At 43.6% G+C, this 13,850-nt stretch carries 12 protein-coding genes; 5 read left to right on the top strand and 7 right to left on the bottom strand.

Features of this window, described 5'->3' with window-relative positions; all coding sequences use genetic code 11:
* Nucleotides 1–47 precede the first annotated feature (47 nt).
* The 4 genes from V7K35_RS10610 to pilM all read right to left on the bottom strand — a co-directional run bounded on the left by V7K35_RS10610 (nucleotide 48) and on the right by pilM (nucleotide 5,357).
* Nucleotides 48–2,234, bottom strand: coding sequence for an AMIN domain-containing protein (locus tag V7K35_RS10610; RefSeq protein ID WP_335078718.1), 2,187 nt, complete (start codon nucleotides 2,232–2,234; stop codon nucleotides 48–50).
* Between the two features lie 165 nt (nucleotides 2,235–2,399).
* Nucleotides 2,400–3,176 carry a pilus assembly protein PilO gene (locus V7K35_RS10615; protein WP_335078720.1) on the bottom strand — a complete coding sequence of 259 codons (777 nt, stop codon included), beginning with the start codon at nucleotides 3,174–3,176 and terminating at the stop codon, nucleotides 2,400–2,402.
* Nucleotides 3,173–3,949 (bottom strand): PilN domain-containing protein, encoded by a 777-nt coding sequence (locus tag V7K35_RS10620; protein ID WP_335078891.1) that lies wholly within the window; start codon nucleotides 3,947–3,949, stop codon nucleotides 3,173–3,175. The genes V7K35_RS10615 and V7K35_RS10620 overlap by 4 nt, the downstream gene beginning before the upstream one ends.
* Before the next feature lie 262 nt (nucleotides 3,950–4,211).
* A complete protein-coding gene (gene pilM, locus V7K35_RS10625) occupies nucleotides 4,212–5,357 on the bottom strand; it encodes a type IV pilus biogenesis protein PilM (RefSeq protein WP_335078893.1) in 1,146 nt (381 codons plus the stop codon).
* A 162-nt stretch (nucleotides 5,358–5,519) separates the two neighbouring features.
* Here pilM and V7K35_RS10630 point away from each other — a divergent pair, with 162 nt between their 5' ends.
* Nucleotides 5,520–6,818 (top strand): ABC transporter substrate-binding protein, encoded by a 1,299-nt coding sequence (locus V7K35_RS10630; RefSeq protein ID WP_335078721.1) that lies wholly within the window; start codon nucleotides 5,520–5,522, stop codon nucleotides 6,816–6,818.
* Nucleotides 6,819–6,834: 16 nt separating this feature from the next.
* Here V7K35_RS10630 and V7K35_RS10635 read toward each other — a convergent pair whose 3' ends face one another.
* The 3 genes from V7K35_RS10635 to V7K35_RS10645 all read right to left on the bottom strand — a co-directional run bounded on the left by V7K35_RS10635 (nucleotide 6,835) and on the right by V7K35_RS10645 (nucleotide 9,365).
* Nucleotides 6,835–8,133, bottom strand: coding sequence for a bifunctional folylpolyglutamate synthase/dihydrofolate synthase (locus V7K35_RS10635; RefSeq protein WP_335078723.1), 1,299 nt, complete (start codon nucleotides 8,131–8,133; stop codon nucleotides 6,835–6,837).
* Between the two features lie 325 nt (nucleotides 8,134–8,458).
* On the bottom strand, nucleotides 8,459–8,584 hold the full coding sequence (locus V7K35_RS10640; protein ID WP_104908377.1) for a photosystem II protein Y: 126 nt from the start codon (nucleotides 8,582–8,584) through the stop codon (nucleotides 8,459–8,461).
* Between the two features lie 253 nt (nucleotides 8,585–8,837).
* A complete protein-coding gene (locus V7K35_RS10645; protein ID WP_335078725.1) occupies nucleotides 8,838–9,365 on the bottom strand; it encodes a gamma carbonic anhydrase family protein in 528 nt (175 codons plus the stop codon).
* Between the two features lie 242 nt (nucleotides 9,366–9,607).
* Here V7K35_RS10645 and V7K35_RS10650 point away from each other — a divergent pair, with 242 nt between their 5' ends.
* From V7K35_RS10650 to V7K35_RS10665, 4 genes are all read left to right on the top strand, one after another.
* A complete protein-coding gene (locus V7K35_RS10650; RefSeq protein WP_442939713.1) occupies nucleotides 9,608–10,117 on the top strand; it encodes a TIGR02652 family protein in 510 nt (169 codons plus the stop codon).
* A 76-nt stretch (nucleotides 10,118–10,193) separates the two neighbouring features.
* The gene (locus tag V7K35_RS10655; RefSeq protein WP_335078729.1) at nucleotides 10,194–10,637 is read left to right on the top strand and encodes a VOC family protein; all 444 of its coding nucleotides are present in this window, start codon (nucleotides 10,194–10,196) and stop codon (nucleotides 10,635–10,637) included.
* A 149-nt stretch (nucleotides 10,638–10,786) separates the two neighbouring features.
* Nucleotides 10,787–10,909, top strand: coding sequence for a hypothetical protein (locus tag V7K35_RS10660; RefSeq protein WP_335077043.1), 123 nt, complete (start codon nucleotides 10,787–10,789; stop codon nucleotides 10,907–10,909).
* A gap of 40 nt (nucleotides 10,910–10,949) precedes the next feature.
* Nucleotides 10,950–13,817 carry a M16 family metallopeptidase gene (locus V7K35_RS10665; protein ID WP_335078731.1) on the top strand — a complete coding sequence of 956 codons (2,868 nt, stop codon included), beginning with the start codon at nucleotides 10,950–10,952 and terminating at the stop codon, nucleotides 13,815–13,817.
* Nucleotides 13,818–13,850 lie beyond the last annotated feature (33 nt).

The following is a 13,850-nucleotide window of genomic DNA, read 5'->3' on the forward strand; positions in this document are numbered from 1 at the left end:
GGTTCGAGGATTTGAGCCAGAGGTGACTCACCTACCCATTATCTTTATTACCTACCAGGAACCTTCAAGCCCCGACGCTCAAGGATTTGCCGCACCTCTGGGCTGGGGGTGTAGTTATAGCCGTAGGAAGAGTTCTCTGTGTCATCCATAATCTGAGGTGTGAGTAACACAATCACCTCATTGCGCTGGTTATTTCTGTTTGTACTTCTAAACAGCGCACCAATCAGTGGAAGATCACCCAAAATGGGAACCTTGGAAACAGTTGTCCGGTCTGCATCTTGAATGATGCCACTCAGGATTAGTGTCTGACCATCTCGTAAGCGAATTAAGCCAGAAGTAAGGGAGCGCTGAGCCACTAAAGTAATAGTTCCATTTCCTGTATCTTGTGAGCCTGAAGGAGCGCTAACAGTAGGAGCAACCGATAGAGAAACGAAACCATTATCGTCAATGCGCTCAATTTTCACATTCAAGGTTAAGCCAACGTTTTGTTTAACAATGTTTCTTTCTGTCCTAGAACCACCAGAAGTATCCGTTGTTTGGAGGGTTATATTTCCTACTACTTCTTGAGTCAGGTTGATAAGAGCCTGCTGACCTTCTTGCACAATCAAGGTTGGGTCAGTCAAAATCTTGGCATTGCCATTTGTAACCTGAGCCTGCAAGCTAGTGAGAAGAGATTTGGTGAACTTGTATGGAGAGGTGAAAGCAGATGTTAGATTCTCAATCGTTGGTGGACCTAGACCTCCAGGAGTTAGTGCATTTGGAACGCTACTTCTTACTTCAGAACTAGTAGGTGTTCTGGAACCGCCAAAATTTAGAGTTGCTGCACCACCATCATTTGAAAAGAAGCTGTTGCCAAGCCCAAAAGAAAAGCTAGAGTTGTAGTCCTGAATGTTATTGAGATTAACATCGATAATCTTGACGTTAACTACCACTTGACGACGGCGAATATCAAGCTGAGTTAGTTGAGCCATCGCCATCTCGACTAGCCGGGGAGCGCCAATTAAGGTAATGGCATTGGTGCGCTCATCTCCTAATGCCTGTAAACCTCTCAGTAATGGGCTAGAGTCTGTAAAATTAACACGTTGAGTTTCAACTCTGGTTTCTGTGGTCGTCTGAGTTTGGGTGATAGGAGCAACTCCAGTCCCAACAGGCACAGCATCAACACTGGTAACTTGTCGTTCGCGGCTGACGGCACTTTCTGCCCCTAAGCCGACCAAAAAGTTCAGGGCTACTCCCACTGATACCTGATTGAGTCGCAGGCTACGCATAATCATGTCACGGGTCGCATTAGGTAGTTTAGCCCCTACAAAAACTGTACGACCACTGCGGTTAGCTTCTAGACCACTTAAGCGCAAGACGTAGTTAAACACATCTTGCACTGGCTCATTTTCTATATCTAGGGAGATTGTTTGAGAGGTTGCTTGTGCAGCGCCACCTTTCTGACCTCCAGCAGCTTGTTCACCTCCAATATAAGCCAGGTTCAAATTAGCAGCACGGGCAAGCAGTGACAAAACCTCACGCACCGGCGCATCTCGCAGCACTAGGCGGGGTACACGTTCCTGAGTTCCTAAGTCAATGCTGCTAGGAGAAGCATCAGTATTGGAGATGGCAATATCTCCCACAGGTGGGGCGACGGCTCTAGGTAAGAAAGGTGGAGCCTGACTCACAGGTTGACCTGTCCCAGGAGCTTGTGCAGGTTTTCCGTCAATCGTGATTTCTGGGTTAGGAACCAGAACACCTGGCTTTTGACCCGGTTGGGCTGGAGTAGTAGCAGGCGGTGCTGTGGATGTTGGCACTGTTGGCGTTGGTGCTGATGCTATAGTGCCTGCGGATGGGCTAAACCTGAGTGTAATTCCATTTGGCGATCGCACCACTGGTTGACTGCTAGGTACGTTATTGCTGCCAGTTACCGTCACCCGAATGCTATTGGCATCAAGCTGACTAACCTCCACGGAAGCAATTCCTGGTGCTGGGCTATCTTGACGAAAGCTATTGCCTTGTGGTAATCGTAATTGAGTATTGATAACATCTGCGACTAAAGCCTTACCTCTTTTTGTCGTGAAAACTTGGGGGCGCGACCCTGAAGAAGTTTTCAAAGCAACGCTAATTCCACCATTAACTGGATTTAACTGTACATTAGTAACTTGACTAATTTGTGCCCAAACTGGTTGAGCTACCAAAAATACAAAAGCGGCAGTACCTAATATAAAACTATTACCGTGAAGCTGTTTCACAGTTCATTCCTCACTTAATAAAACCTTGTTTACAAACAATTGTGAATAGTTAGGAGTGAGGAGTGAATAGTCAGGAATGATAACTCATAATTCCTAACTCCTGTATAGACACGATTAATCGCGTCTCCTAACTCCTGTACAGACGCGATTAATCGCGTCTCCTAACTACTTTTTCGGGGCAGTTTTAGCGGCAGCTGCCGCCGCAGCCGCTATTTCTTCTGGACTAAGTGGCATCAATATCTGCAACTGAAATGATGTATTAATCGCTGCTGGGCCAACCTGCACAGGCGTTTTATCTAATGGGGATCTTGACTCTACTGGAGCCAAAGTTGCTTGATAATCTTTAATTATTAACAATGGCTGTAAACGCTCAATGTTACGGATTATTGATTGCGTTTGTTCATAAGTTCCTGTAATTTCAGCATTGATATTGCTACGTTCCAGCTTGCCGTCAACCAGTAGTCCTAAACTTCCATCAATAATTGGTTCTGGTTTTTGAGAAACTGGCACAAATTTCTTCAGTTTGGCTCTTACTGCATTTATAGAAGTTGGAGTATTGCCAGACTCAACTAAACGATTCATATCCAACAGCAATGTATCCGAAGTTTTTTCGTTAGCAAATAAACTTAAAACTTGAACTTTTTGCTGTTTTGCCTGTGCTAGTTCGTTTTTAACTTGATCAATCTGTTTGATATTGGCTTTTTTTTGGGCAACTTGCGCTTGCAGTTCCAAGCTTTTTGCTTGCTGCTGCTGATAACTTTCCCAAGCTGGCATCAGCAGGTTTAAAAATATATAAGCTGCTCCCGCTAAACCAATTACCCCTACCAAGATCCCAATGATTTTTGGTGTGAAGGCAATGCCAAATACCACAGGGTAGGCTGGCGTTGCAGAATCAAATTCCCCACCATGTTCGGCAAAATTTAAATCATCACTCAGCGTCATTTTGAAATGACTCCTGTTTGTTGCATACTACGAATTCGAGTCACTAACCCCACTGTGCCTTTTTTTTCTAACTCCCGAATTAATTCCGAAGCTGGAACATCGTTCATGCTCGATTGAATAGTGTATTTTACTAGTTGGGGTGGCTTAATTATTACACTACTAATAGGTTGACCCACACCTGGTGTTAAGGGAGCATCTACTAACGTTGCCGTCAGAATTCTGCTTTCTGTGGATTTCAAGAACTGAGACTGTTGTAAAGTCAATAAAAAATCATTGACATCGTTAAAAGAACGAGCCAATCCAGTAATTTCTAATCCCCCGGCGGGATTGTTTGCTGGCTGACCTACTGCTGCTACAATTGGTGGGATTTGCTTGATATTCTCGATTTGCACTGCTGCTGGGGTGCGATCGCGCAAATCTTGCAGCATTGCTGACCAAGGTCGAATTTGGTCAAATACAGTGACCAAAGCTTGGGTTTCCCCTTTTATTGCATTCGTCTCGGCTTTAATTTTGTTAATATTTCCGATTTCTGTATCTAATCTCTTGCTTTCTTGGTCAAGTTGTGCTATCTGACCATTTAATTCAACAATCTTCCCTTGCAAAAACCACCAACTAACTCCCAATAAAGCTGGAAGACCTACACCTATCGCAACTCCCACATACACTGGTGTTAAATTCCCCGTAGGCAGATTTAGGGATATGCCTCCTTTTCTCTTAGGCTGTTCCTGGTATGCTGGGCGGTCTTTAAGAAAGTTAACATCCAAACTGTACATTTTCTCACACCAACTACGAATAAATATTATGGTTTGAGAATTCTCAAACAGCGTGACTGTCAAAACAGATAATCTTTTCGGCTTGGTGCAGTTGCTCATGAGGAGCCACTGCGGTGGACGGGTTACCCGGCATAAAAGAGGCAGTGCGCCCTTGCGGTTTCCCGATTTGTTCGCGCAGCGTCTCCCCTTGGGAGAGGCTAACGCCAAGGGAGAGGACTGCGTTGCTTCACCAAAATTTAAAATCCAAAATCTAAAATTGGTATTACACCTCCCGCATTCCTAGACCAAGTACAATCGCCAAGCCAGAGCGTTGCACCTGTGGATATTTATCAGTGTCAACTTCCAAGGACAAAGCCCCGATTGGATCTATTTGGGTAGTTGGCAAGCTCAATCGTTGGGTAAAGAATTCATCTAGCTGTTGGAGTCCACCTCCTGGCCCAGCTAATAAAATCTGCGCTACCTCCAAATTTTCACTTTGATTAAGGTAAAAATCGATGGAACGGCGCAGTTCATCCGTTAGTTCTCCCAATACTCTCAATATGGCTGCCATCCCAGGATCAAGTTCAGTAACGCCGGTTTTCCCACCGTCTATGGGAGTTGGGGGAATAATCATTCCGTGCAAGAGTTCCATATCTCGTGATGTGGGTAAGCTCATTGTCCTTGCTAAGGCAGTTTGCATTTGATAAGTCCCGATTGGGACTGTGCGCGAAAATTGCGGCACTCCGTTAACGATGATGGCGATTTCTGTACTATCGAACTCTATATCAACTAGTACTGCTGCTTCTTGCGGTCCAAATTGTCGCAGCTGATCGCGAATAGTCCGAATCAGAGCAAAACTGTTAATTTCTAAAACATCGATTTGTAATCCTGCCTGCTCGAATGTATTTATATAGGTATCCGTTATCTCCTTGCGGGTAGCTACTAGGAGTACATATACTTTTTCAATGCCATCTTCATCTACAAAATACCCAAGTTTCTGATAATCTACATCAGCCTCTTCACGAGGATAGGGTAAATACAAACCTGCTTCATGGTTCAGCACCATTTCTCGCAGTTCTTTGTCGTCTAACTCAGCTGGCACTGGTATAATCCGAACGATGGAATCTCGCCCCGGTACACCAGTGGCAACACGAGAAGTTTTGATTTTGCTCTCAGCTAGCCCCTGCTGGATTAATTGCGCCATTGCTGCGGGGTCGTTAATTTGACCATCGGTAACTATGCCTTCTGGAACTGCTACCGATGTAAAGGTTTCTAGTTTCAAGCCTTGACCCTGCTTGCGTAACTGAACTATATTTACCCGTTCGGGAGCAAGTTCAATCCCAACCCCTTTATTCGATTTGCCAAACAGACCATTGAACCTTTTTACTACAAGTTCAAGGCCGACCCCTTTATTCGATTTGCCAAACAGACTAGTGAAGCTTTTTACCACAGTTGTGCCCGCTGGACTGCTAAATTGAAAATTTAAATGATGCTAAAAAACGGACTTTGTGCTAAGTAATTTATTTAGCCGATAACCTCGACAATTCTGCCTAAGCTTTTCACACTGAGCAAGCGTAAAAATACTGGGAAAATGATTCAATTGCGAAAATTTAAACAACTTGTTGCTTTTGTACTGCTTGGCTTATTAACCAGTTGGATTGTAAGTTGCAGCATAGGTAATGTTGGTACAGGTACAAAACAAGCTAGTTCAGGAACGGGAACTGTTGAGTTTTGGACGATGCAACTCCAACCTCAATTTACCGACTACTTCAAAAGCCTAATTGCGAGTTTTGAATCGCAAAATCCTGGTATAAAGATTAACTGGGTTGATGTACCTTGGGCGGCGATGGAGAACAAAATTTTAACTGCTGTCTCAGCAAAAACGCCACCTGATGTAGTTAACCTCAATCCAGGTTTTGCTTCCCAACTTGCGGGACGAAATGCCTGGTTAAATTTAGATGCTAAAGTCTCAAACGATGTACGTTCCTCCTATCTACCAAATATCTGGAAGGCAAGCACGCTTAATGGCAAGAGTTTTGGGATTCCCTGGTATCTCACCACACGGTTAACCATTTATAACACCGATTTATTAAAACAGGCAGGTATCAATAAACCACCTGCAACCTACAGAGAATTGGCACAAGCAGCTCAACAAATTAAAGATAAAACTGGCAAATATGCCTTTTTTGTGACTTTTGTACCGCAAGATTCTGGTGAAGTGCTGGAATCTTTTGTGCAAATGGGAGTCACCCTAGTAGATGCTGAGGGGAAAGCAGCGTTTAATTCAGCACAAGGTAAAGCAGCGTTTCAGTATTGGGTAGACTTGTATAAAAAAGGGTTGCTTCCAAAAGAAGCTTTGACGCAAGGACATCGCCACGCGATCGATTTATACCAATCTGGAGAGACTGCGTTTCTAGCTTCTGGACCAGAGTTTCTGAAAACGATCGCTAATAATGCCCCGAAAATTGCTCAAGCTTCGGGAATAGCCCCTCAACTCACTGGTGACACAGGCAAGAAAAATGTTGCGGTGATGAACATAGTTATTCCCCGCGACACTAAACAACCAGACGGCGCTGTGAAGTTTGCTTTATTTGTTACTAATGACGAAAATCAGTTAGCCTTTGCTAAAGCTGCAAATGTCCTACCTTCTACAGTGAAAGCATTGTCTGATAGTTACTTTAAAGATATTCCAGCTAATGCTTCAACAGTAGAAAAAGCGCGAGTTATTAGTGCTAAAGAACTACAACATGCAGAAATATTAACCCCGACTTTGAAGGATTTCAACCTTTTGCAAAAAGCAGTTTATGAAAACTTGCAAGCAGCAATGTTAGGCGAGAAGAGTGTGGATAAAGCCGTAGAAGATGCGGCACAACAGTGGAATCAAAGATAAATTTTGTAATTCGTAATTATGATTTACGAATTATATTGGTTGTAGATAAAAAATCGCCTACTAAATAAAGGGAACCACACAAAACGATTAAATCGTCTGTGGTAGCAGTTGAGGTTGCGGCTTCTAATGCTGTGAATAAATCTGGATAGATTTGGCGATCGCCTAATTCTGGACAAAGGCTGTAAGCTAGGTTTGCTAGGTAGTCTAAATCAGCAGAAGTTCTACCCGGCCAAGGTTCTATTGATATTGGTACTAGATAAAGGCGATCGCCTGGGCGCAGCAGGGCGGCAAAAATATCTGCATGATCCTTATCGGAAAACATTCCTATAACCCAATTGACTGGCTTGTGGTTAACTGCGTCTAAGCTATCAACATACTGACGAAGAACTTGGGCAGCAGCTGGATTATGAGCACCATCAATTAATAATTTATGGTTGTTCCAAGTAGTCCATTGCATCCGCCCCGGCCACTTAGTTTTTGCCATGCCGTTAATTATGGCTTTGTCTGAAATCTGCCAACCCTGTTGTTGGAGAATTTCTAAAGCAGTTAAAGCCAAAACTGAATTAGTTAATTGAATTTGTCCGGCTAATGGTAAAGGATATTTAATTAATTTAGAATTTTGAATAGTTTGATATTCTGCCCATCCTGACGCTATTTGACGGGCGGGTTGAGGCGTAAAAATCGAACATTGTAATTCTAAAGCACGCGATCGCACAACTTTCTCTGCATCCGGTAGCAATGGCCCAACCACAACCGGACATCCAGTTTTGAGAATACCTGCTTTTTCTCTAGCAATATCGGCGACGGTGGGACCAAGTTGCTGCCAGTGTTCCCGGCTGATGGAAGTGATAATAGTAACCAGCGGTTTTAAGCAGACATTGGTAGCATCCAAGCGCCCTCCTAGTCCGACTTCTACCACAGCCACATCCACTTGCTGCTGGGCAAAATACAACCAAGCAGCTGCGGTAATTACCTCAAACTGAGTTGCCGATTCGTCCTGAGGACGAATCGCAGCTTGGACTTTTTCTAATAATTGGCTCAATTCCTCTGAGGAAATTGGCTGTTCATTTAAACAAATACGTTCCGTCCAATCAACTAAATGGGGGGAAATGTAGCGTCCTGTCCGATAACCAGCCTCAGTAAGTACTGAGGAAAGATAGGCACAAACCGAACCTTTGCCATTAGTGCCAGCAACGTGAATTACTGGGATTTGGTGATGAGGATTACCGAGATTTGCCAATAGGTTGACAATGCGATCAAGTCCCAAATGGACACCAAAGCGTTGAAGGGGTTGTATTACAGAATCGATATTCAAGGAAGAAGGAGTGGGGAGTCGGGAATCTTACTTGTTTAGGACTTACGCAAGAATTGCTAAAAAGCTTAATTTATTGTAGACATGTAGTGGCTTGCCGCAGGCTACCGCCAATTATACCAGACACTACGTGAACGCCTTTAGTCTCACACAGAAGACGCTAAGAGAGCCAACTCTACCAGATGCTGTGCGATCGCACAGCATCTGGTAAAGAAGAATTCGGAGAGTGTGCCTAAGTCCTATTCTTTACTTAGAACTTGGAAAAGAGAAACTGACTGCCCCTGTGAAGAGAAACAGTCGGTTGAAGAGTGATGATATTGAGCCGAATTTAAGCTTCCCGATCAAAAAAGCCTTGAATTTGTCTTAAAGCCGCAGCGCCAATATTAAACACTGCCCAGCTAGCGGCAATGGCAATTGGTGCTAAAACTATCGCTATACGGAAATCGATATCCATATTTAGAACCCCTCTTTTAAGTAGAAATTAAAGTTTTGTCAACTGCTCTCATTTTTATTTTTAGCTGAAGTGGGCAACTTTTCCCAACCTATATGTAAAGAATGTTTAAATTATGGGGCATTGGACAATTCAATTTTGGATTTTCGATTGACGATAGCGCAGGTTATCGAGTCCGCGTTCGCGTAGCGTCTCGTAGAGAGCGTCTTTTTGATTAAATTTAAATCGAAAATCTAAAATTCTTACTCCTGACTCCTTAAAACTTCTTAAACCCGATATCAGTACCCTTGCCAGCATGAACTAAAGCTAACTTTTGGTAACGTTTAGCGTGTTCAATGAGTTCTGCGGCTTCAGCTTCTGCTACTTGCCGTAACACTTTGCCAGGAATGCCCACAACTAAGGACAACGGAGGTACATCCTTAGTTACGACTGCGCCAGCACCGATAATACTACCAGCACCCACTCTTACCCCGTCTAAAATCACCGCGCCAATGCCAATCAAACTTCCACGCTCAATGTAAGCGGAATGTATCACAGCGCGATGCCCTACGGTAACATGATCTTCTAAAATTGTCGGAAAACCAGGATCACCATGTAGAATTGCCCCATCTTGAATATTTGTATATTCGCCAATTTCAATCCGTTCTACATCTCCTCTAACCACTGCTCCATACCAGATGCTCGCCCCTGCTGCTATATTTACCGAACCCATGACAACAGCATTAGCTGCGATAAAGGCAGCTTGAGAAAAATCGACAGATGTCCAGTAAGAAGCGGTAGACACGATAGAATATGAATATGGTACCCAGGAACACTGGAGAAAATCCAACTTGTGAGGCTAGTTTCACAACCAGGATATCACAGCGTCAAGCCTTTACGCTGAGGAAAACACTAGTTAGCAATGTTACTGCTGCAAGCCCGTGTCTTTGCAGAAGTGAGTAAGTAACCCAAAGTGGCGAAGCTGAAGTGTATAATCCAACCTACTAGTGCTGGTGAAGACAAAATTATGTTTGTACGCACTTCATGATGAATCTAGGCTTGCAGTACCCGATGTTTGGACCTGAAATACAGTGTCCCCATTGTCGCCAGACTATTCCGGCGCTGACATTAACAGATACCTATTTGTGTCCGCGTCATGGCGCGTTTGAAGCTAATCCTGAAAATGGAGAGTTAATCCATTTGCAATCGGGACGTCATTGGCGAAGGTGGAATAATGAATGGTATAGGCAGCATACTCATCCCGATGGTATTCGCTTTGAAATTCACGAAGCATTAGACAAGCTTTATACCCAAGGCTATCGAGCAACAAAAGTGATCATCGCTCAACGCTATCAGGAATTGATGAGTGGCTACTTGGAACGCAGTACACCTTGGCGTTCTGGACAACCGGAAGCTACTGCTGCTCGACTATACGGCTTACCCGTGGAGTTTAGCCCTGATACCTCAGAAGATGCCTGTTGGGAAGTGATTAATTTTGACTTGGAAAAAGAGCCTGGCGTCCCTGTACGCTACCCCTATTTCAGGTTATTTGAGTAAAGTTAGAAGTTAGGAGTTAGAAGTTAGGAGTTAAATTCAATTTATAACTCATAATCTACAACTCCTAACTTTTGTTATGCACCACGTTTCTATTCGGACTGCAAATATTCATCGAGCGATCGCTTTCTACGAACATTTAGGGTTTACAATTTCGGAACGCTTTACTACAGGCTACACCTTAGCTTGCTGGATGCAAGGATTAGGCGGCAGAATTGAACTGATCCAAATACCTGAACCAAAGCCAGCCCCAGATGCTTTTGCTGACGAACATTATGTGGGATACTATCATCTCTCGTTCGATTTAACTGAGATTACACCAGACTTACCTAGCTGGTTGACAAACTTACAAGAACGTGTATCACTAACCGCTGAGAGTCAACCTGAAGTATTACAACCGTTGAAAGTACTTTTAGAACCGACACAACAGCAAATAGGCGATCGCATTTACGAAGTGGCTTTCATCGCCGATACCGATGGCTTACCTCTGGAATTCATTCGGGTTTTAGCAAAATTCCCATAATTTAGCTTTTTTATTACCTTTGTTGCTAATATATTGTTTTTCTGTATTGTTGCTGAGGCAACAGATTTTTTGGACAGATTAAACTAAAATAACTCTCCAAAATAACTATGTAACTTAATTTACAGATATATAGCAATCCTATCTGAGTTGTGAAAAATGTAGATAATGAAACGAACCGCCAAGGACGAGCCAGTGCGTTGGGCGGCTGTGCCGACTTGAAGCAACTGGCGTGCCAAGGACGCAAAGGGAAGAAAGAAGAAAGAGACATATAATTTTCACAAATGATTTAGGACTGCTATATTTGCTAAATACATGTATGGATTTTCCAGATTTTATAAATATCCTTTGCCGTTATTACTTTTAAACTTATGGCTAGTAGCGGTTTTTTTGTTGAGCGATCAACCTGCTCATAGCGAACATACAGCCATATTTAACCAAGAAAAATACCAGTCAACCTTGCTAGCAAAAAGAATAATGCCCTCAACACTGACAGAAAATGTCCGCAAGACAGTGCTGGAGAATGGTTTAACTGTTCTGACAAAAGAAGTACATACTGCGCCAGTCGTGACGGTGCAGGTGTGGTACAAGGTTGGCTCACGCAACGAAGAACTGGGCGTGAATGGCATTGCCCACCAGTTGGAACACATGATGTTTAAAGGTACTCTAAATCGTCCGATTCAATTTGGACGTTTGTTTAGTGCTTTAGGTAGTGATTCTAATGCTTTCACCAGCTATGACCAAACTGCATATTACGGTACCGTGGAACGAAATAAGCTGAAAGCGCTCTTAGTGCTAGAAGCAGACAGAATGCAAAATTCCCAGATTAAGCCAGAGCAACTAGCGAATGAAAAGCGGGTAGTAATTTCCGAGTTGCAGGGTTACGAAAATAGCCCAGAATATCGGCTCAACCGTGCCGTCATGCAGGCGGTGTTTCCCAATCACGCCTATGGGTTGCCTGTAGGTGGTACCAAAGCTGATGTCGAGAAATTTGAAGTTGAGCAGGTACAAAAATATTACCGCAATTTTTATAGTCCTGATAATGCCGTCTTAGTGATTGTTGGAGATTTTCAAACTGCAAATACCCTGGAAACAATTAAAGAGGTGTTTGGCAAACTACTGAAAAGGCAGGATACCGCAGCGATAGCGAGTCCGCAAGCGTCGGCAGGAGGCAGGAGGCAGCAGGTAGGAGTTATTTCTCCCTCATCCCCCTCATCCCCGATAGTGTTGCGAGAACCGGGAGCAGGGAGGCTATTGCAGGCAGTGTATCCGCTACCGGATGCAAATCAACCGGATGTGCCGGCGCTGGATGTGATGGATTACATCTTGACAGAGGGACGGAATTCTCGGCTTTATCAGGTATTAGTAGAATCAGGTTTAGCTAGTGAAGTCACAGCATCCGTTACCAGTTTGCGAGAATCTGGCTGGTATGAGGTGTTGGTGACGGCTGGATCTAAACAAGATTTGAAAAAAATTGACTTAGTGTTGAGTAATGCGATCGCTAATGTAGCAGAAAAAGGTGTGACATCTGAGGAAGTAGAACGAGCTAAAACTCAATTAACAGCAGACGTAATTTTGAGTAACCGTGATATCACCTCTCAAGCAATGCGATTGGGCAATGATGAGACAACTGCTGGTGATTATCGCTACACAGACCGCTATTTGGCAGCTGTCCGTTTGGTGAAGCCGACGGATGTTGTTGCTGTGATTAACAAATACTTGACAAAAGAAGCCCGGATAGCAGGCTTTTTTGAACCAACCCAGAAGCGGATAACAGGAGTTGGTGACAAACCAGACTCAGCCCAAACTAAAGAGAATTTCTCTCCTGGCGTACCCGTGCTTCCTTCTGAGGTAGCGAAATACTTACCGCCTGTGGATTCAGTAACAGATGCGTTGCTTGCCGTCGGAGACATCGCACGAGTCTTACCACAGGAATTCAAATTTACTAACGGACTGCGGATATTACTGTTACCTGATAATAGCACTCCTACCGTTACTCTGAGCGGCCACATTCAAGCTGGGACGGAATTTGATCCAGATGAGCAAGCCGGACTAGCTGCTTTTGTCGCAGATAATTTGCTCAATGGTACTAAGAGCAAGGATGTCTTAACTATTGCCAAAGTCTTAGCAGAACGAGGAGTGAGTCTAAACTTTCAAACCTACCGCGAAGGTGTACATATCGAAGGTGATAGTTTAGCTCTTGATTTGCCGATAATCCTGGAGATATTGGCTGATGTTGTAAAAAATAGTACCTTTCCAGTCAAAGAATTGGAATTGCATCGCCAACAAACTTTAACTGATCTGCAACTAGAATTAGATGAGCCATCAGAAGTAGCCCGAAGAATATTTGTTCAGTCAATTTACCCGAAAAAACATCCCTTACATACTTTTCCCACAGAGAAGAGTCTACAGCAGATTCAGCGCCAGGATGTGATTGATTTCAAAGCCAAACATTATCGTCCAGACACGACAGTGCTAGCGCTGGTGGGAGATTTTGATCTAGACATTGTGCGATCGCTGATTAAAAATGAGTTTGGTAACTGGGAAGTTAGTGGCCAAGCACCAACATTAAAATATCCCACGGTATCAATGCCGGAGAAAATAGTCACTGTCAACCCAGTTTTACCAGGTAAAGCCCAGGCTGTTACTTATATGGGTTACACAGGTATTAACCGTTATGATCCTCGGTTTCATGCAGCCTTAGTATTAAACCAGATTTTGGGAGGCGATACCCTATCTAGTAGACTAGGTGCAGAAGTGCGCGATCGCCAAGGTTTGAGTTATGGAATTTATAGCTCTTTCCAAACCGGAAAGAATGCAGGCATATTTTTGATTGAGATGCAGACTAGTCCAGAAGATAGCAGTAAAGCGATCGCTAGTACCAGCCAAATATTACAGCAAATCCATCAACAAGGTGTCACTGCCCTGGAAGTAGAAACAGCTAAACGCACCTTCATCAGTAACTACAACGTTTCCCTGGCAAACCCAGAAGAATTAACAGATAAAATTCTGATGAATGAGGTGTACGGACTAGATAAAGGAGAATTGCACTCTTTCACTGATAAAATCCAGAAAGTCACTCTTGACCAAGTTAATCAAGCGGCTCGTGAATTACTCCACCCAGATCAAATCGTGGTCGTCACTGCTGGGCCATCTGTGTTAGCAGAGAAGAATACTCGCTAATTGGGGAATCGGGAATAGGGACAAATGACAACA

The sequence above is a fragment of the Nostoc sp. genome (assembly GCF_036917275.1).
Lineage (GTDB): Bacteria > Cyanobacteriota > Cyanobacteriia > Cyanobacteriales > Nostocaceae > Nostoc.